Here is a 23,810-nt window from a genome sequence, read left to right as displayed (position 1 = left end):
CCGGCGTATTTGGAAAGAGAAGAAGGGGCGGGCGCTTTTCGCGGCCCGCCCCTTTTCTTGTCGCTTCGGGTCTCGTGCCTGCTCAGGCGGCGAGCGCCTTTTCGATGCTTTCCAGCGGCAGGTTCAGCGCGCGGGCGACGGCGGCATTGGTGATCTGCCCGTCGTGCACGTTGAGCCCGGCCTGCAGGTGCGGGTCCTCGGCGCAGGCGACGCGCCAGCCCTTGCCGGCCAGCGCCAGCAGGAAGGGCAGCGTGGCGTTGCCGAGCGCCAGGGTCGAGCTGCGCGGCACCGCGCCGGGCATGTTGGCGACGCAGTAGTGCTGGATGCCGTCCACCGTGTAGACCGGGTCCTGGTGGGTGGTCGGCTTCGAGGTCTCGAAGCAGCCGCCCTGGTCGATCGCCACGTCCACCAGAACCGCGCCGGGTTTCATGGTGGAGAGCTGCGCGCGGCTGACCAGCTTGGGCGCGGCGGCGCCGGGGATCAGCACCGCGCCGATCACCATGTCGGCCTCGGCCAGCAGCTCGGCCACCGCGCCCTCGGTCGAATAGCGGTTCTTGAAGAGGCTGCCGAAGGTCTCGTCGAGCTGGCGCAGGCGCGGCAGCGAGCGGTCGAGCACCGTGACATCCGCGCCCATGCCCGCGGCGATGCGCGCCGCATGGGTGCCGACGACGCCGCCGCCCAGCACAACAACATTGGCCGGGCCGACGCCGGGCACGCCACCCATCAGCACGCCGCGGCCGCCATTGGCCTTCTGCAGCGACCAGGCGCCCATCTGCGGCGCGAGGCGGCCCGCCACCTCGGACATCGGCGCCAGCAGCGGCAGCCCGCCGCGGGCGTCGGTCACCGTCTCGTAGGCGATGCAGGTTGCGCCGGACTCGATCAGGTCCTGCGTCTGCTCGGGATCGGGGGCGAGGTGCAGGTAGGTGAAGAGCAGCTGGCCGCGTTTCAGCTGCTTGCGCTCGGCAGACTGCGGTTCCTTGACCTTGACTATCATCTCGGCCTCGGCCCAGATTTCCTCGGCAGTGGCGGCGATGCGGGCGCCCGCGGCGGTGTAATCCGCGTCGGAGAAACCGGCACCGAGACCCGCGCCCTGCTGCACGATCACCTCGTGGCCGTGGCTTGCCGCTTCGCGGGCGGCAATGGGGGTGATACCGACGCGGTATTCCTGCGGTTTGATCTCTGTCGGGCAGCCGATTTTCATGGTAGGTCCTCCTCCTGGCCCGTTCGGGCGCGTTATGATGATTTCAGGATGCGCCTGGCCGCATGCAATTTCCTTGCTGAAGTGTCCCGTCCAAAGCGCTATTGGGGGGAGAATCTTCGATCAAACCCCCAAGTTTTCGAAAGACTGCGCATGCAACTCGACGATACCGACCGGCGCATCCTGCGCGCGCTGCAAAAGCAGGGACGCATGTCCAACGCCGAGCTGTCGGAAAAGGTCAACCTCTCGGCTTCGGCCTGTCACCGGCGGGTGCAGCGGCTGGAGACCGAGGGCTATGTGAAGGACTACGTGGCCCTGCTCAACGCGCGCAAGCTGGGGCTCGCCAGCACGGTCTTCGTCGAGATCCGCCTGAGCGCTCAGGCCGACGAGGTGCTCGACGCCTTCGAGAAGGCGGTGGCGCGGGTGCCGGCGGTGCTCGAATGTCACCTGATGGCGGGCACGGCGGATTACATCCTCAAGGTGGTCGCCGAGGACACCGAGGATTTTGCCCGCATCCACCGCCAGTACCTGACCCGCCTGCCGGGCGTGGCGCAGATGCAGTCGAGCTTCGCGCTGCGCACCGTGTTCAAGACCACCGCTCTGCCGCTCTGACATCCCTGCGCCGCCATGACGTCTTGCCGCGCCGAGGTGCCCTGACTACCGTTGGGGCGGAGTGAGGAGCCGGGAGGAAAAATGGCGTTCGATCATGTGATTGTCGGCGCGGGCAGCGCCGGATGCGTGCTGGCCAAGCGGCTGGCCGAGGGCGGACGCCGGGTGCTGCTTCTCGAGGCGGGCGGGCGCGACACCTACCACTGGATCCATATCCCGATGGGGTATCTCTACTGCATCGGCAACCCGCGCACCGATTGGTGCTACCGGACCGCCGAGGAGAAAGGGCTCAACGGCCGCTCGCTGCTCTACCCGCGCGGCAAGGTTCTGGGAGGCTGCTCGTCGATCAACGGCATGCTCTACCTGCGCGGGCAGGCGGCGGATTACGACGGCTGGCGGCAGATGGGTCTGACCGGTTGGGGCTGGGACGACGTATTGCCCTTCTTCAAGAAATCCGAGGATTACGTCGACGGCCCCTCCGAGGCGCATGGCGCGGGCGGTGAATGGCGGGTGGAGAACCAGCGCCTGCACTGGGACATCCTCGACGACTGGATGAAGGCCGCCGAGGCCGAGGGCATTCCGCGGGTGGGCGACTTCAACACCGGTGACAACGAGGGGGTCAGCTACTTCCGGGTGAACCAGCGGAACGGCTGGCGGATGAACACCGCCAAGGCTTTCCTGCGCACCACCCGCACGGACCGGCTGAAGGTGGAAACGCAGGCCCATGTCACCCGGCTGCTGATCGAGGGACGCCGCGTGGTCGGTGTCGAATACGAGCAGGGTGGCCAGCGCCACCAGGTGCGGCCCGAGGGCGAGGTGATCCTCTCGGCCGGCGCAGTGAACTCGCCGCACGTCCTGCAGCTCTCGGGCATCGGCCCGGCCGGGCACCTGCGCGCACAAGGCATCGAGGTCGCGCTCGACGCGCCGGAAGTGGGCGGCAACCTGCAGGACCACCTGCAGCTGCGCTGCGCCTGGCGACTGACCGGGGCCAAGACGCTGAACACCCTGGCCAGCACGCTGCTGGGCAAGGGCATGATCGGGCTCGATTACGTGCTCAGGCGGCGCGGGCCGATGTCCATGGCGCCCTCGCAGCTCGGCGCCTTCTCGCGCTCGCGGGAGGGGCTCGCGACGGCAGACCTCGAATACCACGTGCAACCGCTGTCGCTGGAAGCCTTCGGCCAGCCGCTGCACAATTTCCCGGCCATGACCGCCAGCGTCTGCAATCTGCGCCCCGAGAGCCGGGGCACGGTGCGGCTGGCCTCGAATGACCCCCGCGCCGCGCCGGTGATCGCGCCCAACTACCTCTCGACCGAGGGCGACCGGCGGGTCGCCGCCGATGCGATCCGGCAGGTGCGCCGGATCATGGGGCAGGCACCGATGGCCCGCTACGCCCCCGAGGAGCTGAAACCCGGCGTGCAGTTCGAGACCGAGGAAGAGCTGCATCGCGCCGCCGGCGAGGTGGGCACGACGATCTTCCACCCGGTGGGCACGGTGCGCATGGGCTGCGAGCAGGGCGCGCCGCTCGACCCGCAGCTGCGCCTGCGCGGACTGGCAGGGCTGCGGGTGGTCGATGCCAGCGTCATGCCGCGGATCGTCTCGGGCAACACCAATGCGCCGACGATCATGATCGCCGAGAAGGCGGCCGAGATGATCCTGCACGGCTGAGCGGGAACCGTGCTATGCTCGGGCGTGTTCCACACTCAAGACTTTGCCCGAAGCATTTGGAGACATCCGATGAAAGCCATTTCGCCGATCGCCGTGGCGGTCCTCTCGCTGGGCGTGGTCCCGGCCCTCGCAGCCCCCGCCCTGGCCGGTGACTTCACCGTCTACGAAGGCGTGCCCGCCGATCGCAGCCGTGACGAGGGACGCTATTTCTCGCAGCTCGACCTCGATCGCAACGGCGTGCTGACCTGGTCCGAGCTGGTGGCGGCCTATGGCGATGCCGCCTTCGACGCGATCATGGCTTTCGACGCCAATGCCGACCGGATGGTCTCGCGCAACGAGATGCGGGCCTACGACGATCTTGGCACCGGCGGCCCGGCGGGGATGCTGCACGAGCGCGTGCGGGGCTGACCGGGAAAACCCGGGGTGCGGGAGGGGGCGCTGCCCCCTCCCGCACCCCCGGGATATTTGCACCTAGAAGAAGAACGCGCGCCGTCTTCCAGGCGCACATATCCCCGGCGGAGGCAGGCCCGCAGGGCCGTCTAGTCCTGTTTGGGCTGGTCGTCGTACTTGCCCGAAAGAATGCGCCGGGCGTCGCCCTCGGGATCGTCGTACTGACGGCTCTTCACGGTGAAGACGAAAAAGCCGAGCCCGAGCCCGCCGAGGATCAGCGAGATCGGGATGAGGTAGGCGAGGATGTTCATTTTCGCTCCTCCGGCAGCGGGCCCTTCAGCCGCAGTGCGTTCAGTGAGACGGTGATCGAGGAGGCCGACATGGCCAGCGCCGCGATCAGCGGCGAGCAGAGCCCGGCGATGGCGAGCGGCACGGCGATCACGTTGTACCAGGTGGCGATTGCGAAGTTCTGGCGTATGCGCCGCGTGGCGGTGCTCGCCACCGCAAGCGCGCCGGGGATCGGCGCAAGCGAGCTGCCGAGCAGCACGATGTCCGAGGCGGTGCGCGCCGCATCCAGCGCCGAGGCGGGGGAGATTGAGACATGGGCGCCGGCCAGCGCCGCGGTGTCGTTGAGCCCATCTCCGACCATCAGCACGCGCCTGCCCGCGTCGGAGAGCGCCTTGATCCGCGCCGCCTTGTCCTGCGGCAGCACCTCGGCGGCCCAGTGCGGGATTCGCAGCCGCCCGGCGAGCGCCCCGACCGCGGCGGTGCCGTCGCCGGAGAGCAGCATCACCTGCTTGCCCATGTCGCGCAGGGCCGCGATCGCCGTCTCGGCCCCGTCGCGCAGGCTGTCTTCGAAGGTAAAGGCCCGCGCCGGCTCTGCACCGACCCGCAGCCAGGCCGAGGTGGCGGCACTCTGGCCGCCGCCGACCCAGGCCGCGCGGCCTAGCCGCACAGGCTGCCCGTTCCAGTGTGCCTGGGTGCCATGTCCGGGCACCTCGGTGATTGCCGAGAGCTTGGCAGGGGCGACCCCCTCGCGGCGCAGCGCGGCGGTCAGCGAGATCGAGAGGGGATGGGCCGAGCCCTCGGCGAGGGCGAGGGCGATCTCGAGGTCGCGGCGGGGGAACCCGCCGGCATTGGTCAGCACCGGCGTCCCCGCGGTCAGCGTGCCGGTCTTGTCGAAGACCACCGTGTCCACATCCGCCAGCCGTTCCAGCGCGGTGCCGTCCTTGATCAGCAGCCCCTGCTTGAAGAGCTTGCCCGAGGCGGCGGTGGTCACCGCGGGCACGGCGAGGCCAAGGGCACAGGGGCAGGTGATGATCAGCACGGCGGCGGCGATGTTGAGCGCGACGCGCAGGTCGCCCGACCACAGCAGCCATCCGAGGAAGGCCAGCGCGGCGAGAATGTGGACGCCTGGCGCGTAGAGCTTGGCGGCCTTGTCGGCGAGCGGCGTGTAATTCTCGCGGCCCGATTCAGCCACCGCGACGAGATCGGCCATGCGGTGCAGCGAGGTGTCGCGGCCCACCGCAGAGGCGCGGATCACCAGCGGGCCGGTGAGGTTCACCTCGCCCGCGCTCACCGTCTGGCCGGGGGCGGCGTAGACGGGCAGGGTCTCGCCGGTGAGCAGCGCGCGATCGAGTTCGGAGTGCCCCTCGGTGATGTTGCCGTCAACGGGCATCCGGCCGCCGGGGCGCACGCGGATCAGGTCTCCAACGCGCAGCTCGGCGGCGGGCACCTGCTCCTCGCCCGACTCGGTGAGGCGCCATGCGCGGGGCACCTCCAGCGCCGAGAGTTCCTCGGCGGCGGAGCGGGCGATGGCGCGGGTGCGGTGGTCGAGGTAGCGGCCGGTGAGCAGGAAGAAGGTCAGCGCGATGGCGGCGTCGAAATAGGCGTGCTCGCCCGACAGCATCGTCTCCCAGAGCGAGGTGACGATGGCCAGCAGGATGGCCAGCGAAATCGGCACGTCCATGTTGAGACGCCCGGCACGCAGCGCCGTCCAGGCGTTGCGGAAGAAGGGCTGCGCCGAGAAGGCGATGGTCGGCAGCACGATGGCCGCCGAGATCCAGTGGAAGAGGTCCCGCGTCGGCCCCTCTGCGCCCGACCAGACGGCAACCGAGAGCAGCATGACGTTCATCGCGGCAAAGCCCGCCACGGCGAGGCGCATCAGGAGGTCGCGCCCGGCCTTGTCGGTGGCGGTGGCGGCCAGCGTGCCGGCGTCGAGCTCATGCGCTTCAAAGCCCGCCGCCTCGACCACGGGGATCAGCGCCTCGGCGGTGATCTCGGGCGCGGCTTCGACGCGGACGCGCTTCTGGCTGAGGTTGACGCGGGCGCTGCGCACGCCGGGGACCTTTTCCAGCGCGGTCTCCACGGCGGTCATGCAGGCGGCGCAATGGATGGTGGGCAGCGAGAGGGCAAGCCGCGCCTCCTGCGGCCGCGCGCGCTCGGCCAGCGCCTCGGCGGCGGGGGCGGCGACGCAGGCGGGACAGGCCGAGGCGGGCGGGCGGAGGGCGGCGGTCATGGACCTATTCCTTGACGAAGAATTCCAGGCGCTGTTCGAAATGGGTGCCATCCCCGGCGCGGGCCTTCACCCAGACGTTCCAGTGACCCGGCGCGAGATCGTCGGCGGCGACGAACTGGCGGCCGTCCCAGAGGAACTCGGGCGCGTGGTCGTCCTTGACGTGGGTCGAGCGGCCGAGCTTCGCGCTCAGTTCTGCAGGTTTCACCGGCTGTCCGTCCGCATCGGTGAAGCGCAGCACCACGGCCCCCTCGCGCGGCTCGGCATGGGCGGTCCAGCTGAGCGCCTCCTGCTCGGCGCGGCGCGCGTCGAAGGTCTGGCTGGCGACGTAGGAGTTCGGCACCTCGAGGCCGGGGAAGGTGGCGATGGCGTTCCAGGCGAGCGCGATGTTCACCGCGATGATCACTCCGAAGGCCCCGCCGAAGATCGCCAGCACGTGCCAGCCGGTGAGCTTGCGTCCGCTATCCTGTGCTTCGGTCATCGAATCGTCCGTCCGTTGAAGATGGTTTCCTTGGCGGCGCGGTCGCCGGTGGTGAGATCCTCGACCCAGATGTGGAACTCGGTGCGGTCGGCCTGCGCCTCCGGTGTCCCCTCGGCGGCGGTCACATAGACCCTTTGAAGGTGCGTCTGGTTGGCCGGGACGTCAACGGTGGTGTCCGTCTCGCCCTCGAGGGTGACCTGCAGGTTTGCATCGTCCGAGAGCGACAGCCGGAAGGGCCGGTCCTCGCCGTGCTTGTTCAGCAGTCGCACGTCGTAGGTGTTGCGGATCGAGCCGTCCGAGAGGACGACGAAGGTCGGGTTGCGCACCGGCGCGACGCTGAGCTCGATCTCGGGGCGCAGCACCAGCGCCACCAGCAGCCCGACGCCGACCAGCGCCCAGAGTGCGGTGTAAAGGATGACGCGGGGGCGGAAGATGTGCTTCCAGACCTGGCGCGGGGCATGCCCCGCCCGTTCGCGGGTCTCGTCCGACAGGGCGAGGTAGTCGATCAGCCCGCGCGGCTTGCCGATCTTCGCCATCACGTCGTCGCAGGCGTCGATGCACAGCGCGCAGGTGATGCAGGCGAGCTGCTGGCCGTCGCGGATGTCGATGCCCATGGGGCAGACGTTGACGCAGGCGTTGCAGTCGATGCAGTCGCCGAGCTGCTCGGCACCCGCGGCCTTGCGGTGCTTGCCGCGCGGCTCGCCGCGCCAGTCACGGTAGCCGACGGTCAGCGTGTCCTCGTCCATCATCGCCGCCTGGATGCGCGGCCAGGGGCAGGCGTAGATGCAGATCTGCTCGCGCGCGAAGCCGCCGAAGGCGAAGGTTGTGGCGGTGAGAATGGCGATGGTGGTGTAGGCCACCGGGTGGGCGTTGCCGGTCACCAGGTCGACCAGCAGGGTGGGGGCATCGGTGAAATAGAACACCCAGGCACCGCCGGTGGCCAGCGCGATGAGCAGCCAGGCCACCCATTTGGTCACGCGCAGCCGCGCCTTGCGGGCATCCCATTTCTTCTGCCGGTGCAGGCGCAGGCGGGCGTTGCGGTCGCCCTCGATCCAGCGCTCGACGAGGATGAAGAGGTCGGTCCAGACGGTCTGCGGGCAGGCGTAGCCGCACCAGACCCGCCCCAACGCCGAGGTGAAGAGGAAGAGCCCGAGGCCCGCCATGATCAGCAGGCCGGCGACGAAGTAGAACTCGTGCGGCCAGATCTCGATGAAAAAGAAGAAGAACCGCCGGCCCGCCAGGTCCACCAGCACGGCCTGGTCAGGCAGCTGCGGTCCCCGGTCCCAGCGGATCCACGGCGTGATGTAGTAGATGCCCAGCAGCACGAGCATCAGCACCCACTTGAGATTGCGGAAATGTCCGCGCACCCGGCGGGGGAAAATCGGCTCGCGCGCCGCATAAAGCGAGGGCGCGCCTGGTTGGGTATCGGACACCGCACGTACTCCGGTTCGAATCTGCCTGTGCCGCCCGTTCTGACGTCGCGCCGCCGCGCGAACATTGACATGCATCAATAAGCACATCTTTCACTTAGCTTTTGCGGCCTCTCGTCGCAGCCAGGTGGTGAACAGCCGGAGCGGGGCCCGCATGACGCCGGGGCGGGTGACCAGATAGTACCCCTTTTGGCGGTTGTCTTCGAACAGGAGTCGCAGGCGGCCGGCGGCGATGTCGTCATCGGCGAAGACGCGGGCGGTGATCGCGATGCCATGGCCCTGCCGCGCTGCCTCGAGCATCAGGTTGCCGGGCAGCGAGCTGACGCCCTGCCGCGCGTCGTGGTCGATGCCGAATTGCGCGAACCACTCCGTGGCCTCGTTGGTGCCGAGTTCCTGCAACCAATGGAATTCGCGCAGGTCTGCGGGTTCCCTGAAGTCGCGGTCACCCACCAGCCGTGGCGAGCCGACCAAAGCGATGGGCGATTCCACCAGAAGCTCTGCCTCGAGCCCCGGCCAGCGCCCCGAGCCGAAGCGCAGCGCCACGTCGACGCCGCCGGGTTCCAGCGGCGCGAGACGGGCCGAGGGGTCGATCATCAGGCTGATCTCCGGGTGCGCCTCGCGGAAGCGGGCAAGGCGCGGCATCAGCCAGGAAGCGGCGAAGCTCGGCGTGGTGGTAATCGTCAGCGGCCGCTCGGCTTCCGCACCGGTCAGCGCTTCGAGCTCCTGTGCGATGCGCCCGAAGCCTTCGGCAAGGGCCTGCGCCAGCCGCGCGCCTTCTTCGGTCAGCGCCATCGATCGCCGCGAGCGGTCGAGCAGGCTGATCCCGATGTGAGATTCAAGATTTCGAATCTGCTGGCTGATCGCTGCGTGGCTGACATTGAGGGCAGCACCTGCCCGTTGCACCGAGCCTGTCTCGGCGTAGGCGGCAAAAGCCCTGAGTGCAGGGAGAGGGGGGAGAGAGGTCCAATTCATTATGTCAATCAATCTTACATGTCAGAATTCTTCCTGACTGGCTGGAATGTACCCTTGGATCAATACTGGTAGGGCGAAACGAAATCTTCTGGAGGTCAAAAGTGCTTGGAATATATGCAAAAACTTTCATGACTGCGACCCGGACGGAGCCTGAACCCATGAGTTCTGACTCTGCTAACGCAACACACACCACATGCCCCGGTGCGCAAATGGCGCCACGGGCAAGCGACAGAGGTCGCCGGGGAATTGTCTCGATGATCAACGGATTCCGGGCGCGTGCCAAGGGCAGAAATGCGGCGGAGGCGCATTGTCGGGGGTGAGAGACGTGAAACGTCTGCTTTCCGAGCCCTCGAAAAGGAACGCCGGCACCCCTGGAAACGCGCGAACAGAAGGGGGGCACCGGCGTCTGGCCACCGGACCCTTGGGCCCGGTGGTATCTTGGTGTGTCTTACTCGGCGGCTTCGCCGCCGCCGAGCCCGTGCACATAGGTCGCGACGGCGCGAATCTCGGCCTCTGACAGGCGGGCGTTCCAGTTCGGCATGACGCCGAAGCGGGCGTTGTAAACGGTCTCGCGGATCGTCGGATAGTCGCCGCCGTAGAGCCAGATCGCGTCGGTCAGGTTGGGCGCGCCCTGCATCCTGTCGCCGGTGCCGTCCTCGGCATGGCAAGCGGCGCAGTTGTCGGCGTAGACCGTGGCCCCCTCGGCGACCAGCGCGGCATCGTCGGGCTCTTCGCCCGACAGCGTCATCACGTAGTTTGCCACCGCGTCGATCTGGCCCCGCTCGAGCAACCCGTCGCGTCCGAAGGCGGGCATCTGCGAGAACCGCGCCTCGGGATCATCCTCGTTGCGGATGCCATGGGTGATCGTGGTGTGGATGTCCTCGATCGAGCCGCCCCAGAGCCAGTCGTCGTCGAGCAGGTTGGGATAGCCCTTGGCCCCCGCCGCGCCCGAGCCGTGGCACTGCGCGCACCAGGTGCGGAAGACCGCGGCCCCGGCGTTCTGCGCGTAGCCGTTGAGGTCCGGGTTGCCCGCGATCGAGGCCAGTTCGACCGAGGCGAGCTGCTCGTTGATCGGGGCGAGCTTCGCTTCCTGCGCCGAGATTTCCTCGGCGACGGCGCCGCGCGTGGACCAGCCGAGCAGGCCCGCGGTGGCCGAGCGCACGCCCGGCCAGGCGGGATAGGCGATGGTATAGCCCACGCCCCAGATGATGGTGGCGTAGAAGACCATCAGCCACCAGCGCGGCAGCGGCTTGTTGTACTCCTCGATCCCGTCCCAGGAATGGCCGGTGGTCTCGTAGTCGAGATCGTCTCTCTTGGTGTCTTTCTTGTCGCTCATGATCCTCGCCTCCTCACTTCTGGGCGGGTTTTTCCGGCGCGCTGGGCGCGGCCGGGGCGGTGTCGTTGCGGAGCGGAATGCTTGCGGCGTCGTCGTGGCTGCGCTTGGCTCCGGGGCGGAAGATCCAGAGGACCATGCCCACGAAGAACAGGAACATCAGCAGCAGGCCCCAGCTGTCCGCGAAGTGGCGCAGGGCGGAATAGGTGTCCATCGCTTGCCCTCCTCAGCGGCTTGCGTCGGGCGTGAAGGTCGAGAAATCGACCAGCGTTCCGAGCATCTGCAGATAGGCCACCAGCGCATCCATTTCCGAGATGCCCGGCTCGCCGTCGAAGTTGCGCACGCTGACCTTCTCGCCGTAGCGCTCAAGCAGGCCGTCGTAATCGGCATCGGGGTTCGCCTGCACCCGGAAGTCGGCCGAGGCATTCTCGACCATTTCGTCGCTGTAGGGCACGCCGACCATCCGATGGGTCGCCAGCAGGTCTTCCATGTGCTCGCCGTCGATCAGCTTGGCCGAGAGGAACCCGTATTTCGGCATCACCGATTCAGGCACCACCGACTGCGGGTCGGTCAGGTGATCGACGTGCCACTCATCCGAGTAGCGGCCGCCGACGCGGGCGAGGTCGGGCCCCGTCCGCTTCGAGCCCCACTGGAACGGGTGGTCGTATTGCGATTCCGCCGCGAGGCTGTAGTGGCCGTAGCGTTCCACCTCGTCGCGCATCGGGCGGATCATCTGGCTGTGGCAGACGTAGCAGCCCTCGCGGATGTAGATATCGCGCCCGGCCAGTTCCAGCGGAGTGTAGGGGCGCATGCCCTCCACGTCCTCGATGGTGTTCTCGAGGTAGAAGAGCGGCACGATCTGCACCAGCCCGCCGATGGTCACCACCAGGAAGGCAAAGAGGGCCAACAGCGTGACGTTCTTCTCAAGGATCCCGTGTTTGTCGAGAATGCTCATCTTCGGCCCTCCTTATTCGGCCGGAGTGGCATGCGCCGTGGCGGTCCCGGCTTCGACAGCCGGAGCCCGTTTCACGGTCATCCACAGGTTGTAGCACATGATAATCGCACCGGAGATGTAGAGCAGGCCTCCGAGGGCACGCACCACATACATCGGGAACTTGGCAGAGACGGTGTCGGCGAAGCTGTTGACGAGGAAGCCGTTGGCATCCACCTCGCGCCACATCAGGCCTTCCATGATCCCCGTGACCCACATCGAGGCGGCGTAGAGCACGATGCCGATGGTGGCGAGCCAGAAGTGCCAGCTGACGAGGCTGAGGCTGTAGAGACGCTCACGGTTCCACAGTTTCGGTGTCAGGAAGTAGAGCGCGCCGAAGGTGATCATGCCGTTCCAGCCCAAAGCGCCGGAATGCACGTGGCCGATGGTCCAGTCGGTGTAATGCGACAGCGAGTTGACCGCGCGGATCGACATCATCGGCCCTTCGAAGGTCGACATGCCGTAGAAGCCGATCGAGATCACCAGCATCCGCATGATGGGGTCGGTGCGCAGCTTGTCCCAGGCGCCCGAGAGCGTCATCAGGCCGTTGATCATGCCGCCCCAGCTGGGCATCCACAGGATGATCGAGAACACCATGCCGAGGGTCGAGGCCCAGTCGGGCAGGGCGGTGTAATGCAGGTGGTGCGGACCGGCCCAGATGTAGAGGAAGATCAGCGCCCAGAAGTGCACGATCGACAGCTTGTAGGAGAACACCGGGCGCTCGGCCTGCTTGGGCACGAAGTAATACATCATCCCCAGGAAGCCGGCTGTCAGGAAGAAGCCCACGGCGTTGTGGCCGTACCACCATTGCGTCATCGCGTCCTGCACGCCCGAGAAGACCTGCACCGACTTCGAGCCCCAGATCGACACGGGGATCGAGAGGTTGTTGAAGATGTGCAGCATGGCGACGGTGATGATGAAGCTCAGGTAGAACCAATTCGCCACGTAGATGTGCGGCTCCTTGCGCTTGATGATCGTGCCGACGAAGACCAGCAGGTAGGCGACCCAGACGACGGTCAGCAGCCAGTCGACGTACCATTCGGGCTCGGCGTATTCCTTGGACTGGGTGGCTCCCAGCAGGTAGCCGGTCGCGGCCAGAACGATGAACAGCTGATAGCCCCAGAACACCCACCAGGCGAGGTTGCCGCCCCAGAGCCGGGTCGCCGAGGTCCGCTGGACGACGTAGAACGATGTGCAGATCAGCGCGTTGCCGCCAAAGGCGAAGATCACCGCCGAGGTGTGCAGTGGCCGCAGTCGGCCGAAGTTGGCAAAGCCCTGCGCCCACTCGAAGTTGAGTGCCGGAAAGGCGAGCTGGGTGGCGATGAACACGCCCACCGCGAAGCCCACGACGCCCCAGAAGGCGGTTGCAATGACACCGGCGCGCACTACATCATCCATGTAGCTCAGTTCGCGCACCCTGGCGGGCACGGGCTCGTCGGTGTTGCGGAGGGTCCAGAGGAACAGACCCGCCGCGATGAGGAAAATGGTCAGCGCGTTGACCATGTAAGCCACGTCTCGTGCATAGTTGGCGGCGATCAGCGCAAAGAGCGCGACACCCCCGAGCACGATGAGCTTGATATAATTCAGCATCGTTCGTCCCTTCGTCTGACTCGCACGATTCGTTGGCCGCGCGAGCGGTTCTGACTGACGGGGTTGTGAAGTGAATGCCCCCGGCCAACCTTGATCTGAATCAAGGCTTTGACTTCGAAGTCTTGCGTTAAGTCATTCTAAGGGTTGCCCTTCGGGCATAGAGTGCCGGTATCCGGCCCCCGGACAATACCATGGAGATTGCTATGGGCTACAAATCAATACTTACGGTTGTGACAGACGAGGCCTTCCTCGATTCCACCATTGATCACGCAGCGGGCGTCGCAGCTTGCTGGGATGCCCATCTCGACGTGCTGGGCTTCGGCGTCGATCGCACGCAGACCGGTTATTACTATGCCGGGGCGGATGCGATCATCCTCCAGGAAACGCTTGACCGTGCCTCCAAGGATGCCAGCGCGCTGGTTGCCGCGGCCAAGGCTCGGCTCGCCCGCAGCGACGTGCGTTGGGCGGTCGAAGAGGGCGTGGCGCAACTCGCGGACATCGGCCGCCACGTGGCAGGGCGCGCACGCTTCGCCGACATGGTGGTGCTGCCCAAGCCCTATGGCCCCGACCGCGGCGTCGAGCTCGAGCCGGTGGTCGAGGGGGCGCTCTTCGAAGGCCAGGCCCCGGTGCTGGTGGTGCCGCGTGCCTCCGACCCCTCCACCAAGCCCAAGCGCGTGGTGCTGGCCTGGAACGAGAGCGCCGAGGCGCTGCGCTCGGTGCGCGCCGCCATGCCGATCCTCAAGGAGGCGGACGCGGTGCACGTGGTGGTCATCGACCCGCCGCAACATGGGCCGAACCGCTCGGATCCCGGTGGCATGCTGTCGCAATACCTGTCGCGCCACGGGGTAAGCGCCGAGATCGACGTGCTGACCAAGACCATGCCGCGGATCTCGGACATCCTGAACCGCCATGTGACCGACGTGAACGCCGACATGATCGTGATGGGTGCTTATGGCCATTCCCGCTTCCGCGAGGCGATCCTTGGCGGGGCCACGCGCAACATGCTGGAATTGGCTGAGGTGCCGGTTTTCCTCGCGCATTGAAGCCTGGGAGAAGGGGCTTCTGCCAAGAAACCGGAAAGGCGGCGTCAGCCGTCCGGGGGCGGGCCTGCGGGCCCGCCCTTGTTCTGCCATCCAGCCGTTCCTTTCGCGCGCCGGGGGCGTTACATAGTCGGACGAGGCATAAAGAATGAGCAGGAGACACCCATGCGCGCAGCGATCGGGACCGCAATGACCAGAGGCGCGGCAGCGCTTGCCCTTGCGGCAGCACTGGCCGGATGTGGCAGCAATGGCGGCTGGGGAGGACGCTACGAGGTTCATGGCGTTGACGAAGGCGACATGCTCAAGCTGCGGGGCGGGCCGGGCACCGGCTTTGACGTGATCGTCGGCTTGCCGAACGGCACCGTCCTGCGGGTCTACGACTGTACCCAGACCGGCGGCACCCGCTGGTGCGAGGCCGCCCTGGAACGGGCACCCGAGACGAAGGGCTACGTGTCCTGGGCCTACCTGAGGGAACTCTGACCGCAGCGGCGGGGCGAGTGTTCAGAGCTCGCCCAGCCTCATCAGCGCCGCCTTGAGCTGCGCTAGATCCATCTCGCCGAGCGCCGCATCCACCGCGTCGTGTTCGCGCCGCCAGATCGGCATCGCGTCCTGCAGCACCGCGTGTCCGCGCGCAGCCAGCCGCAGCCGCTTGCCGCGCCTGTCGTCCTCGTCGGGCGCGGTCTCGATCAGGCCGCGCCGTTCCAGCACCTTCAGCGCTGCGGTCAGCGTGGTGCGGTCCATGGCCAGAAAGGGCGCAAGATCGGAGATGCGCGGCGGCTCCGGTCGGTTCAGCGACATCAGGATCGAGAACTGCCCGTTGGTCAGCCCGACCGGCTTCAGCGCAAGATCAAAGCGCCGCCCGAGCGCCCGCGCTGCGCGCTGCGCGCGAAAGCAAAGGCAGCGGTCGCGGACTTCAATCGTCGTGGTGTAGGGCAGGGTGGGGGTCGTCGTCTCGGTCATGCGGAGTCATTCATGTTGATATCAACTTAATTATGCGCCTATGCTCGGGAAGAGCAACAGGGAGATGTCTTATGACGTATGTTTGGGGATTTCTGACGCCAGTGCCGCAGGAAAACAAGGCAGCCTACCTCGAGTCTGCCCGTAAGTCCTGGGAGTTGTTCAAGGAATACGGTGCAGTGTCGATGCACGAATGCTGGGAGGCCGAGGTTCCCGAGGGCAAGCTGACCTCATTCCCGCTGGCAGTGAAGCGCGAGCAGGGCGAAGCGGTGGTGTTCAGTTGGATGATCTGGCCCGACAAGGAGAGTGCCGATCGCTGCGGTGCCTCCTTCGAGACCGATGCGCGCTGGAAGGAGATGATGGATATGCCATTCGACGGCAAGCGGATGATCTACGGCAGTTTCGAGCCGATCTTCGAGGCCTGACCCATGGCGCGGGCGGTCAGGCGAAGACCCCGCCGTCCGCGTCATCCCCGGCCTCTTCGAGCAGGCGGCCGATGTCCGGAATGGTGACGTGGCGCTTGCCCTCGAGCTCGATCACCCCGTCCTTGCGCAGCGCCGAAACCTGGCGGCTGACCGTCTCGAGCGTCAGTCCGAGGTAGTCGGCCATCGCCTCGCGCGTCAGCGGCAGATCGAAGGTGAGCCGGTCCTCGACATCGCGCTGGTTGATCGAGGCATCGCGGCGGGCGATGATCGACAGGAGCGAGGCGATCTTCTCGCGCGCGGTCTTGCGTCCAAGCACCAGCATCCATTCACGTGCCGCGTCGAGCTCATCGAGCGTCATCTCCAGCAGCCGCTGCGCAATATGCGGAGTGCGCAACATCATCTCTTCGAACGGGGCCTTGCGGAAGCAGCACATCACCAGATCGGTGGTCGCGACCACGTCGTAGGCCGCGCTGGAGCGGCCCGGACGGCCGACGAAATCCGACGGCAGCAGAAGGCCGACCATCTGTGTGCGCCCGTCTTCCATGGTCTGCGTCAAGGTGGCGATGCCGGAGACCACCGAGCCGACAAACTCCATCCGGTCGCCGGACCAGATCACCGTCTGCCCGGCCTCGAACTTGCGGTAATACTTGATCTCTTCGAGCCGCTCCAGTTCATCCGTCTCGCAGCGGGCACAGACCGCTCGGTGGCGAATCGGACATTCGCTGCAGTCCGGTGACACCGAGAGGCTTTTTTCGTTCAGCATTCCATGTCCAAATCTTGATCTGCGTCAAAGTCTTGCCGAGAAAATTTTGCGTAAGCCTACGCGCATGATTACGCGAACACAACTCTCCCGACTCGGCCTCTTCGACGCGAAGGTTCCCCGCTACACGAGCTATCCGACGGCACCGCATTTCTCGGGTGGCGTGACGCCGGGTGACTTCGCGCAGTGGATCGAAGCGGTGCCCGAAAATGGCACGGTCTCGCTCTACCTGCACGTGCCTTTCTGTCGCAGGCTTTGCTGGTTCTGCGCCTGCCGCACCCAGGGCACCGCGACGCTTGGGCCGGTGGAAAGCTATGTCGAGACGCTGAAGGCAGAGCTTGAGCTGCTGAAGCGGCACCTGCCGCGCGGGGTGAAACTATCGCGCCTGCATTGGGGCGGGGGAACGCCGACTCTGCTGTCGCCGGACCTGATGAAGGCGCTGATCGACAAGGTGGCCGAGGTGGCGGATTTCGCACCGCACGCGGAGTTCTCGGTCGAGATCGACCCAAATGAGATCGACGGAGAACGACTTGACGTTCTGGCGGCCGGCGGCATGAATCGCGCCTCGATCGGGGTGCAGGATTTCAACCCGGAGATCCAGAAGACCATCGGCAGAGAACAGAGCTACGAGGTCACCCGCAAGGCGATCGAGATGATCCGCGCCCGCGGCATCGGGAGCCTCAATGCCGACATCCTCTACGGGCTGCCGCATCAGTCGAAGGCGAAGATCACCGAGTCGGTGCAGAAGCTGCTGTCGCTTGGCCCCGACCGGGTGGCGCTCTACGGCTATGCGCATGTGCCCTGGATGGCCAAGCGCCAGCAGATGATCCCCTCGGATGCCCTGCCCACGCCGGATGAGCGGCTGGACCTGTTCGAGACGGCGCGGCAGCTCTTCACCTGGGATGGCTATGCAGAGATCGGCATCGACCATTTCGCCGTCCCGGACGACGGGCTGGCCATCGCCCAGAAGACGGGCAAGTTGCGGCGGAACTTCCAAGGCTACACCGATGATACGTCGGACGTGCTGATCGGGGTGGGGGCCTCGTCGATCTCGCGCTTCCCGCAGGGCTTCGCGCAGAACGCGCCGGCGACCTCGGCGCATGTGGCGGCGATCCGCGAGGGCCGCTTCTCTACCGCGCGCGGGCATAGCTTCCGGGGCGAGGACAAGCTGCGCTCGCGGATGATCGAGATGCTGATGTGCGACTTCCGCATCCGCTCGGAGGAACTGCTGCGCGACTTCGGCGCGCGCGAGGCCGAACTGGCGGCGATGTACCGCGCCGCCAACGAGCGTTTCGAGGGGCTTCTGGAGATCACCGAGGACGGGCTTTTCGTGCCGGTGGAGGCGCGGCCCCTGACCCGCATCGTGGCGCGCGCCTTCGACGCCTACGACCTGTCGAAAGCCGGGCACAGCTCGGCGATCTGAGGCCGGCCGGGGCAACCCCCGGCCAGCATTGGCTGCGGGGACTCACCACGCCAGTTCGAAGGCCGCGGCAAAAAGCTTCTGCGTGTAGTCGGTCTTGGGCGCGGCGAAGATCTCTTCGGCGTCGCCCATTTCCACCACGTCGCCCTGCTTCATCACGATGACCTTGTGGCTCATCGCGCGCACCACCTTCAGATCGTGGCTGATGAAGAGATAGGCCAGGTCGTACTTGCGCTGCAGGTCGCGCAGCAGTTCGACGATCTGCACCTGCACCGTCATGTCGAGCGCCGAGGTCGGCTCGTCCAGCACCACCAGTTTCGGCCGCAGCACCATGGCGCGGGCGATGGCGATGCGCTGGCGCTGGCCGCCGGAGAATTCATGCGGGTAGCGGTGCATGGTGGCCGGGTCGAGCCCGACCTCGGTCATGATCGCGGCCACCACCTCCTTGGCGGGCCGCCCGTCCGGCGAGCCGTGCACGCCAAGCCCCTCGGCGATGATCTGCTCGCAGGTCATCCGCGGACTGAGCGAGCCGAAGGGATCCTGGAAGACGATCTGCATCTCCGAGCGCAGCTTGCGCAACTGGCGGGTCGAGAGGTCGCGCACGTCGCGCCCGTCGAAGGTGATGCCGCCCTGCGACTGGATCAGGCGCATGATTGCCAGCGCCAGCGTGGTCTTGCCCGAGCCGGACTCGCCGACGATGCCCACGGTCTCGCCTGCACGTACGGAGAAGGACGCGTCGTTGACCGCCTTCACGTAGCCGACGGTCTTCTTCAGGAAGCCCTTCTGGATCGGGAACCAGATCTTCAGGTTGTCGGCGCGAGCGACCTCTTTCGCGCCCGCCTCGACGGGGCGGGGGGTGCCGGTGCTCTCGGCAGAGATCAGCTTCAGCGTATAGGGATGCTGCGGGTTGGCGAAAAGCTCGGCGGTGGGGCCGTGCTCGACGATCTCGCCGCCCTTCATCACGCAGACCCTGTCGGCGAACTTGCGCACGATGTTGAGGTCATGGGTGATGAACAGCAGGCTCATGTTCTCTTGCTGCTTGAGTTCCGCCAGCAGCTCGAGAATCTGCGCCTGGATGGTCACGTCGAGCGCCGTCGTGGGCTCGTCGGCGATCAGCAGCTCCGGCCCGTTGGCCAGCGCCATGGCGATCATCACGCGCTGCCGCTGCCCGCCCGAAAGCTGGTGCGGGTAGGCGGAAAGGCGGCTTTCGGGGTCGCGGATGCCAACCTTGTTCAAGAGGTCGAGGATGCGTGCCCGCGCCTTCTCGCCGGTCAGCCCCTGGTGCAGCGCCAGGCTCTCGCCCAGCTGCTTTTCCAGCGTGTGCAGCGGGTTGAGCGAGGTCATCGGCTCCTGGAAGATGAAGCTGATGTCATTGCCGCGCACCTTTCGCAGACGTTGCAGATCAGCGCCGATCATCTCCTGATCGTTGTAGCGCACCGACCCCTCGACATGCGCCGCATCGCCCAGCAGCGAGACGGTCGAGAGCGCGGTGACCGACTTGCCCGAGCCGGACTCGCCGACCAGTGCCACGGTCTCGCCGCGCGGGATGTCGAAGCTCACACCCTTCACCGCAAGGCTGCGCTTGCCGTCCTGGGTGAAGCTGACCTTCAGGTCGCGGACCTCGAGGATATTGGCGCTCATGAGAAGGTCTTTCTGGGGTCAAACGCGTCGCGCACGCCTTCGAAGATGAAGACCAGCAGCGAGAGCATCAGGGCAAAGACGGTGAAGGCGGTGAAGGCCAGCCACGGTGCCTGCAGGTTCTGCTTGGCCTGCAGCGTCAGCTCGCCCAGCGAGGGCGCCGAGGAGGGCAGGCCGAAGCCGAGGAAGTCGAGCCCCGCGAGGGTGCTGATCGTGCCGGTGACGATGAACGGCAGCATGGTCAGCGTCGCCACCATGGCGTTGGGCAGCATGTGGCGGAACATGATGGTCCAGTTGCTGACCCCGAGCGCCTTGGCGGCGCGCACGTATTCGAGGTTGCGGGCGCGCAGGAACTCGGCGCGCACCACGCCCACAAGCGCGGTCCAGCCGAAGAGCACGGTCAGGAAGACCAGCAACCAGAAACTTCGGCCGAGGATCGCGAAGAGGATGATGATCACGTAGAGCGAGGGCGTCGCCGACCATATCTCGATCAACCGCTGGAAGATCAGGTCGAGCCAGCCGCCGAAGAAGCCCTGAAGCGCGCCCGCGACCACGCCGACGATGGACGAGACCACGGTGACCACCAGCGTGAAGAGGATCGACAGGCGGAAGCCGTAGATCACCCGTGCCAGCACGTCGCGCTTGGTATCATCGGTGCCCAGAAGGTTCTGCCCGTTCGGGGGCAGGGGGGCCGCGCCGGGGCGGTCGACGGGGGTGTTGAAGCTGTAGGGAATGGGCGGCCAGATGGTCCAACCCTTGGCGAAGTCGCCCTCGGGTGTGCCGCCCGCGTCCACCGTCTCGATCAGCCCCTCGGGGTCGTCGAAACACTCCTCCAGTCCGCCGGTGCGGATCAGGCATTGCACCTCGGGATCGCGGTAGGCGGCCTCTGTACGGAAGTCGCCGCCAAAGGCCGTCTCGGGGTAGAAGTTGAAGATCGGCATCTTCAGCTCGCCGCGATAGCTGACGAGGATCGGCTTGTCGTTGGCGAGGAACTCGGCAAACAGCGACAGGCCGAAGAGCAGCAGGAAGAGCCACAGCGACCAGAAGGCGCGGCGGTTGCGCTTGAAGTTGCGCCAGCGCCGCTGGTTCAGCGGCGAAAGCGCGAAGCGACCGGGTTTCGGCTGCGGGACGACGGGAATTCCGGGCTCGGGCTGCGGGCGCAGCGGCGCGGAGTCGTCGAAGCGGGGATCGGGCTCGTAGCTCATCTCAGCCCTCCCGCTTCTCGAAGTCGATGCGCGGATCGACCAGAACGTACATCATGTCCGAGATGATCCCGACGACGAGGCCGATGAGGCCGAAGATGAAGAGCGTGCCGAAGATCACCGGGTAGTCGCGCGCCACCGCCGCCTCGAAGCCGAGGCGCCCGAGCCCGTCGAGCGAGAAGATCGTCTCGATGATCAGGCTGCCCGAGAAGAAGACGCCGATGAACACCGCCGGGAAGCCGGCGATGACGATCAGCATGGCGTTGCGGAAGACGTGGCCGTAGAGGACCTTGCTCTCGCTCAGCCCCTTGGCGCGGGCGGTCATCACGTAGTGCTTCTTGATCTCGTCGAGGAAGGAGTTCTTCGTCAGCAGCGTCAGCGTGGCGAATGCCGAGATGGTCGAGGCGATCACCGGCAGCGCGATGTGCCAGAAGTAGTCGATGATCCGCATCGGCCAACTCAGCGCCTCCCAGTTGTCGGAGGTCAGCCCGCGCAGCGGGAAGATCTGCCAGAACGAGCCGCCCGCGAAGAGCACCAGCAGCAGGATCGCAAAGAGGAAGCCGGGGATGGCATAGGCGACGATGATCACGCCAGAGGTCCAGGTGTCGAAGGACGAGCCGTCCTTCACCGCCTTGCGGATCCCGAGGGGGATCGAGACGATATAGGCGATGATCGTCGACCACAGGCCGAGCGAGATCGACACCGGCATCTTCTCGAGCACCAGGTCGATCACCGAGATCGAGCGGAAGTAGCTCTCGCCGAAGTCGAGCCGCATGTAGTTCCACATCATCCCGAAGAAGCGCTCGAGGGGCGGCTTGTCGAAGCCGAACTCCTTCTCGAGGCTCTCGATGAACTCGGGCGGCAGGCCGCGGGCGCCGACGTATTTCTCGTTGCCGCCGCCGCCCATCCCGGCGCCGACGGTGTCCATTCCGGCACCGGGGGCATTGCCGCCGCCGCCGGAGAAGCCGCCGAAAACGTCGCCCTGGCCCTCGATCTGGGCAATGATCTGTTCGATGGGACCGCCGGGCACGAATTGCACCAGCGCGAAGTTGATGATCATGATCCCCAGCAACGTGGGGATGATGAGCAGCAGTCTGCGGAGAATATAGGCGCCCATATTATTTCAGCACGCCGGCCTCTTTGAGGGCCTTCTGCTTGTCGGGGTTCACCCACCACAGGCTGAGGTAGCCCAGATCGTAGGGCGGGATGGTCTCGGGGTGTTCGTACATGTCGTAGTAAGCGACCCAGTAATTCGCGATGTAACCGTCGGGGACGATGAAGAACTCGTAGCGCAGTGCGCGGTCGAGCGCCATCAGCGCCACGTCGGTTTCCGCCTGGCTGGTGGCCTCGAAGCTGGCGGCGATGATCGCATCGACCAGCGGGCTGGCCAGCCCCGCGGGGTTGAACAGCGAGAATTCCGCCTCGCGCGAGCCGTACATCTGGCTGAGCCCGCCACCGGTCGACAGGAAGGCGCCGTAGCGGCTCGAATAGATCATGTCGTAGTCGCGCTCGCGCTGGCGCAGGGTGAACTGCGAGGGATCGACCTTCTCGTAGCTGGCATCGACGCCGATGGCGCGCAGGTTCTGCACGTAGGTCTCGTGCATCGACTCGACGCTCGCCTCGATGTTGCTGGGGATGATCATGTGCAGCTTCAGCGTCTCGCCGGCGTCGTTGCGCGCCAGCCCGTCGTCACCCACGTTCCAGCCGGCATCCTGCAACAGCTTGGTTGCCGAGCGGCGCGTGCTCCGGCTGATCAGCTCCTCGGGGTCGCTCTGGTGCATGGTCCAGACGTCGGTCGTGTAGAGATCCTCGGGCACCGCGTCGCCCAGCGATTTCAGGAAGTCCAGCTCGGCGCCCTCGGGCAGGCCCTTCGCCTCGATCGGCGTCCCCTCGACGAACGAGCTGCGTGGGCTGTAGAGCCCGTAGCGCAGGCTCTCGTTGCTCCATTCGAAGTTGAAGGCCTGGGCGATGGCCTCGCGCACGCGCTTGTCCTTGAGCTGCGGCTTGGCAAGATTGAACACGAAGCCGGTGGGGTTGGGAGGGCTGCCGTCGGCGATCTCTTCCTTCTTCACCGTGCCCTGCTGGATGCGCGGGAAGTCGTAGGAGGTGGCCCAGAGCTTGGGATCGCTTTCGACACGGAAGGTATATTCGCCCGCCTTGAACGCCTCGAAGGACGCCGTCTGGTCGGAGAAATACTCGACGCGGATGGTGCCGTAGTTGTGGCGGCCCTTGTTGAACGGAATGTCGCGGCCCCAGTAGTCGTCGCGCAGCTTGTAGACGATGCGGCGGTTCACCTCGTAGCTGTCGAGCTTGTAGGGGCCCGAGCCAACGGCGACCTCCATGCGCGGCTCGTCGAGGCGGCGCTTTTCAGGGTCCTCGTCGAACCAGGCCTTCTTGAACACCGGGGTCGATCCGACGGTCTCGATGCGCGAGCGCTTGGTCAACTCGGTGTTGAAGGTGAACTTCACGCGGTGCTCGTCCAGCGCCTCGGCGCCCGTCACCATCTCGCCGACGGCGGCGGCATAGGAGGGCAGGCCCTGCGTGACGAAAAGCTTGTGCGAGAACACCACGTCCTCGGCGGTGACCGGTGTGCCGTCCCAGAACTTGGCCTCGGGCCGGATGTGGAAGATCACCCAAGACTTGTCCTCGGGATATTCGAGGGTGTCTGCAAGGATGCCGTAGTACTGGCCGACGGAATCCTCGGTGCTCTCGATCAGGCTGTCGTATTGCAGCGTGGTCAGCGCCCCGGCGCGGCCCTTGCGCGAATAGGGATTCATGCTGTCGAAGGTGCCCGAGGCCCCCAGAACGATCTCTCCACCCTTGGGTGCATCGGGATTGGCGAAGCTGAAGTGGTCGAAATCCGCCGGATAGTCGAGCTCTCCGAAATAGGAGTAACCGTGCGAGGTGATGATCTCCTGATCACTTGCCTCGGCGGATGCCTCTGCCGTATCGGCAGCGGCAGGGCTGGCCTCCTGCGCCCATCCGGCCTGGGCGGCGAGGGCGATCCCAAGCGCGGTCAGCGCGCCGAGAAGAGGGCGGAAGCAAATCGGATCGAGGCTGCGAATGGCGGCCGCGGCAGGGCGCGTCGTCCGGATCATGTGGTCTCCCCTCTGGTTGTCGGCCTGTGCTCTGCCGTTTGATGTAAGCTAAGGTCCCGCCGCGACGACATTCAAGCCGAACTTGCTGGAGATTGC

The 23,810-nt window shown here is 66.3% G+C and carries 23 protein-coding genes; 7 read left to right on the top strand and 16 right to left on the bottom strand.

Going from position 1 to position 23,810, the window contains the following annotated elements; genetic code table 11:
- Window positions 1-82: 82 nt before the first annotated feature.
- Window positions 83-1,201: an alanine dehydrogenase gene (gene ald / locus IQ782_RS21875; RefSeq protein WP_194136795.1), complete on the bottom strand. Its 1,119-nt coding sequence runs from the start codon at window positions 1,199-1,201 to the stop codon at window positions 83-85.
- Between the two features lie 150 nt (window positions 1,202-1,351).
- On the opposite strand from ald, the gene IQ782_RS21870 reads away from it, so the two are divergent.
- The 3 genes from IQ782_RS21870 (at window position 1,352) to IQ782_RS21860 (ending at window position 3,880) form a co-directional block, all read left to right on the top strand.
- On the top strand, window positions 1,352-1,810 hold the full coding sequence (locus IQ782_RS21870) for an Lrp/AsnC family transcriptional regulator (RefSeq protein ID WP_194136794.1): 459 nt from the start codon (window positions 1,352-1,354) through the stop codon (window positions 1,808-1,810).
- Window positions 1,811-1,891: 81 nt separating this feature from the next.
- On the top strand, window positions 1,892-3,472 hold the full coding sequence (locus IQ782_RS21865) for a GMC family oxidoreductase (RefSeq protein ID WP_194136793.1): 1,581 nt from the start codon (window positions 1,892-1,894) through the stop codon (window positions 3,470-3,472).
- A gap of 69 nt (window positions 3,473-3,541) precedes the next feature.
- The gene (locus IQ782_RS21860; protein ID WP_194136792.1) at window positions 3,542-3,880 is read left to right on the top strand and encodes an EF-hand domain-containing protein; all 339 of its coding nucleotides are present in this window, start codon (window positions 3,542-3,544) and stop codon (window positions 3,878-3,880) included.
- A gap of 131 nt (window positions 3,881-4,011) precedes the next feature.
- On the opposite strand, the gene ccoS is transcribed toward IQ782_RS21860, so the two are convergent.
- From ccoS to ccoN, 9 genes are all read right to left on the bottom strand, one after another.
- Window positions 4,012-4,173 carry a cbb3-type cytochrome oxidase assembly protein CcoS gene (ccoS, locus tag IQ782_RS21855; RefSeq protein ID WP_194136791.1) on the bottom strand — a complete coding sequence of 54 codons (162 nt, stop codon included), beginning with the start codon at window positions 4,171-4,173 and terminating at the stop codon, window positions 4,012-4,014.
- The gene (locus IQ782_RS21850) at window positions 4,170-6,380 is read right to left on the bottom strand and encodes a heavy metal translocating P-type ATPase (protein WP_194136790.1); all 2,211 of its coding nucleotides are present in this window, start codon (window positions 6,378-6,380) and stop codon (window positions 4,170-4,172) included. Before IQ782_RS21850 ends, ccoS begins: the two co-directional genes overlap by 4 nt.
- Window positions 6,381-6,384: 4 nt before the next feature.
- On the bottom strand, window positions 6,385-6,858 hold the full coding sequence (locus IQ782_RS21845; protein WP_194136789.1) for a FixH family protein: 474 nt from the start codon (window positions 6,856-6,858) through the stop codon (window positions 6,385-6,387).
- Entirely contained in the window at window positions 6,855-8,291 is a 1,437-nt protein-coding gene (gene ccoG, locus IQ782_RS21840; RefSeq protein WP_194136788.1) for a cytochrome c oxidase accessory protein CcoG, read from the bottom strand. Before ccoG ends, IQ782_RS21845 begins: the two co-directional genes overlap by 4 nt.
- 90 nt (window positions 8,292-8,381) lie before the next feature.
- Window positions 8,382-9,260, bottom strand: coding sequence for a LysR family transcriptional regulator (locus tag IQ782_RS21835; RefSeq protein ID WP_194136787.1), 879 nt, complete (start codon window positions 9,258-9,260; stop codon window positions 8,382-8,384).
- Between the two features lie 448 nt (window positions 9,261-9,708).
- Window positions 9,709-10,596, bottom strand: a complete 888-nt coding sequence (gene ccoP, locus IQ782_RS21830; protein WP_194136786.1) for a cytochrome-c oxidase, cbb3-type subunit III — start codon at window positions 10,594-10,596, stop codon at window positions 9,709-9,711.
- Between the two features lie 13 nt (window positions 10,597-10,609).
- The gene (locus IQ782_RS21825) at window positions 10,610-10,807 is read right to left on the bottom strand and encodes a cbb3-type cytochrome c oxidase subunit 3 (protein WP_194136785.1); all 198 of its coding nucleotides are present in this window, start codon (window positions 10,805-10,807) and stop codon (window positions 10,610-10,612) included.
- 12 nt (window positions 10,808-10,819) lie between these two features.
- Window positions 10,820-11,548, bottom strand: a complete 729-nt coding sequence (ccoO, locus tag IQ782_RS21820; RefSeq protein ID WP_194136784.1) for a cytochrome-c oxidase, cbb3-type subunit II — start codon at window positions 11,546-11,548, stop codon at window positions 10,820-10,822.
- A gap of 12 nt (window positions 11,549-11,560) precedes the next feature.
- On the bottom strand, window positions 11,561-13,174 hold the full coding sequence (ccoN, locus tag IQ782_RS21815) for a cytochrome-c oxidase, cbb3-type subunit I (RefSeq protein WP_194136783.1): 1,614 nt from the start codon (window positions 13,172-13,174) through the stop codon (window positions 11,561-11,563).
- A gap of 203 nt (window positions 13,175-13,377) precedes the next feature.
- Between ccoN and IQ782_RS21810 the strand changes: the two genes are divergently transcribed.
- Complete coding sequence (locus IQ782_RS21810) at window positions 13,378-14,217, top strand: universal stress protein (RefSeq protein WP_194136782.1); 840 nt, start codon at window positions 13,378-13,380, stop codon at window positions 14,215-14,217.
- Between the two features lie 162 nt (window positions 14,218-14,379).
- Window positions 14,380-14,694, top strand: coding sequence for an SH3 domain-containing protein (locus IQ782_RS21805; RefSeq protein WP_194136781.1), 315 nt, complete (start codon window positions 14,380-14,382; stop codon window positions 14,692-14,694).
- A gap of 21 nt (window positions 14,695-14,715) precedes the next feature.
- Here IQ782_RS21805 and IQ782_RS21800 read toward each other — a convergent pair whose 3' ends face one another.
- Window positions 14,716-15,174, bottom strand: coding sequence for a MarR family winged helix-turn-helix transcriptional regulator (locus tag IQ782_RS21800; RefSeq protein ID WP_194136780.1), 459 nt, complete (start codon window positions 15,172-15,174; stop codon window positions 14,716-14,718).
- Between the two features lie 71 nt (window positions 15,175-15,245).
- Between IQ782_RS21800 and IQ782_RS21795 the strand changes: the two genes are divergently transcribed.
- On the top strand, window positions 15,246-15,596 hold the full coding sequence (locus tag IQ782_RS21795; protein WP_194136779.1) for a DUF1428 domain-containing protein: 351 nt from the start codon (window positions 15,246-15,248) through the stop codon (window positions 15,594-15,596).
- Window positions 15,597-15,612: 16 nt separating this feature from the next.
- Here the strand turns inward: IQ782_RS21795 and fnrL are convergent, their stop codons facing one another.
- Complete coding sequence (gene fnrL / locus IQ782_RS21790) at window positions 15,613-16,359, bottom strand: transcriptional regulator FnrL (RefSeq protein ID WP_194136778.1); 747 nt, start codon at window positions 16,357-16,359, stop codon at window positions 15,613-15,615.
- Window positions 16,360-16,423: 64 nt separating this feature from the next.
- Here fnrL and hemN point away from each other — a divergent pair, with 64 nt between their 5' ends.
- Window positions 16,424-17,779, top strand: a complete 1,356-nt coding sequence (gene hemN / locus IQ782_RS21785) for an oxygen-independent coproporphyrinogen III oxidase (RefSeq protein ID WP_194136777.1) — start codon at window positions 16,424-16,426, stop codon at window positions 17,777-17,779.
- A 42-nt stretch (window positions 17,780-17,821) separates the two neighbouring features.
- Here hemN and IQ782_RS21780 read toward each other — a convergent pair whose 3' ends face one another.
- The 4 genes from IQ782_RS21780 to IQ782_RS21765 are packed head-to-tail and all read right to left on the bottom strand — an operon-like array spanning window position 17,822 to window position 23,714.
- Window positions 17,822-19,417 carry an ABC transporter ATP-binding protein gene (locus IQ782_RS21780; RefSeq protein WP_194136776.1) on the bottom strand — a complete coding sequence of 532 codons (1,596 nt, stop codon included), beginning with the start codon at window positions 19,415-19,417 and terminating at the stop codon, window positions 17,822-17,824.
- Window positions 19,414-20,619 (bottom strand): ABC transporter permease, encoded by a 1,206-nt coding sequence (locus IQ782_RS21775; protein WP_194136775.1) that lies wholly within the window; start codon window positions 20,617-20,619, stop codon window positions 19,414-19,416. Before IQ782_RS21775 ends, IQ782_RS21780 begins: the two co-directional genes overlap by 4 nt.
- Window position 20,620: 1 nt before the next feature.
- Window positions 20,621-21,733 (bottom strand): microcin C ABC transporter permease YejB, encoded by a 1,113-nt coding sequence (locus IQ782_RS21770; RefSeq protein WP_194136774.1) that lies wholly within the window; start codon window positions 21,731-21,733, stop codon window positions 20,621-20,623.
- A 1-nt stretch (window position 21,734) separates the two neighbouring features.
- Entirely contained in the window at window positions 21,735-23,714 is a 1,980-nt protein-coding gene (locus tag IQ782_RS21765; RefSeq protein WP_194136773.1) for an extracellular solute-binding protein, read from the bottom strand.
- Between the last annotated feature and the right edge of the window lie 96 nt (window positions 23,715-23,810).

It is taken from the genome of Salipiger mangrovisoli, assembly GCF_015223355.1.
Taxonomy (GTDB): Bacteria; Pseudomonadota; Alphaproteobacteria; order Rhodobacterales; family Rhodobacteraceae; genus Salipiger; species Salipiger mangrovisoli.
The sequence above is the reverse complement of the archived record's forward strand: the minus strand, read 5'-3'. Positions and strand labels throughout refer to the sequence as shown.

Excerpts from the sequence above, each read along its gene's own strand:
- IQ782_RS21870 (WP_194136794.1), top strand. The coding sequence starts at position 1,352 with ATGCAACTCGACGATACCGACCGGCGCATCCTGCGCGCGCTGCAAAAG.
- IQ782_RS21775 (WP_194136775.1), bottom strand. The coding sequence starts at position 20,619 with ATGAGCTACGAGCCCGATCCCCGCTTCGACGACTCCGCGCCGCTGCGC.
- ccoP (WP_194136786.1), bottom strand. The coding sequence starts at position 10,596 with ATGAGCGACAAGAAAGACACCAAGAGAGACGATCTCGACTACGAGACC.
- ccoO (WP_194136784.1), bottom strand. The coding sequence starts at position 11,548 with ATGAGCATTCTCGACAAACACGGGATCCTTGAGAAGAACGTCACGCTG.
- IQ782_RS21800 (WP_194136780.1), bottom strand. The coding sequence starts at position 15,174 with ATGACCGAGACGACGACCCCCACCCTGCCCTACACCACGACGATTGAA.
- fnrL (WP_194136778.1), bottom strand. The coding sequence starts at position 16,359 with ATGCTGAACGAAAAAAGCCTCTCGGTGTCACCGGACTGCAGCGAATGT.
- hemN (WP_194136777.1), top strand. The coding sequence starts at position 16,424 with ATGATTACGCGAACACAACTCTCCCGACTCGGCCTCTTCGACGCGAAG.
- IQ782_RS21780 (WP_194136776.1), bottom strand. The coding sequence starts at position 19,417 with ATGAGCGCCAATATCCTCGAGGTCCGCGACCTGAAGGTCAGCTTCACC.
- IQ782_RS21825 (WP_194136785.1), bottom strand. The coding sequence starts at position 10,807 with ATGGACACCTATTCCGCCCTGCGCCACTTCGCGGACAGCTGGGGCCTG.
- IQ782_RS21850 (WP_194136790.1), bottom strand. The coding sequence starts at position 6,380 with ATGACCGCCGCCCTCCGCCCGCCCGCCTCGGCCTGTCCCGCCTGCGTC.
- ccoN (WP_194136783.1), bottom strand. The coding sequence starts at position 13,174 with ATGCTGAATTATATCAAGCTCATCGTGCTCGGGGGTGTCGCGCTCTTT.
- ald (WP_194136795.1), bottom strand. The coding sequence starts at position 1,201 with ATGAAAATCGGCTGCCCGACAGAGATCAAACCGCAGGAATACCGCGTC.
- IQ782_RS21865 (WP_194136793.1), top strand. The coding sequence starts at position 1,892 with ATGGCGTTCGATCATGTGATTGTCGGCGCGGGCAGCGCCGGATGCGTG.
- IQ782_RS21810 (WP_194136782.1), top strand. The coding sequence starts at position 13,378 with ATGGGCTACAAATCAATACTTACGGTTGTGACAGACGAGGCCTTCCTC.
- IQ782_RS21795 (WP_194136779.1), top strand. The coding sequence starts at position 15,246 with ATGACGTATGTTTGGGGATTTCTGACGCCAGTGCCGCAGGAAAACAAG.
- IQ782_RS21860 (WP_194136792.1), top strand. The coding sequence starts at position 3,542 with ATGAAAGCCATTTCGCCGATCGCCGTGGCGGTCCTCTCGCTGGGCGTG.
- IQ782_RS21835 (WP_194136787.1), bottom strand. The coding sequence starts at position 9,260 with ATGAATTGGACCTCTCTCCCCCCTCTCCCTGCACTCAGGGCTTTTGCC.
- IQ782_RS21770 (WP_194136774.1), bottom strand. The coding sequence starts at position 21,733 with ATGGGCGCCTATATTCTCCGCAGACTGCTGCTCATCATCCCCACGTTG.
- IQ782_RS21805 (WP_194136781.1), top strand. The coding sequence starts at position 14,380 with ATGCGCGCAGCGATCGGGACCGCAATGACCAGAGGCGCGGCAGCGCTT.
- ccoS (WP_194136791.1), bottom strand. The coding sequence starts at position 4,173 with ATGAACATCCTCGCCTACCTCATCCCGATCTCGCTGATCCTCGGCGGG.
- IQ782_RS21765 (WP_194136773.1), bottom strand. The coding sequence starts at position 23,714 with ATGATCCGGACGACGCGCCCTGCCGCGGCCGCCATTCGCAGCCTCGAT.
- IQ782_RS21845 (WP_194136789.1), bottom strand. The coding sequence starts at position 6,858 with ATGACCGAAGCACAGGATAGCGGACGCAAGCTCACCGGCTGGCACGTG.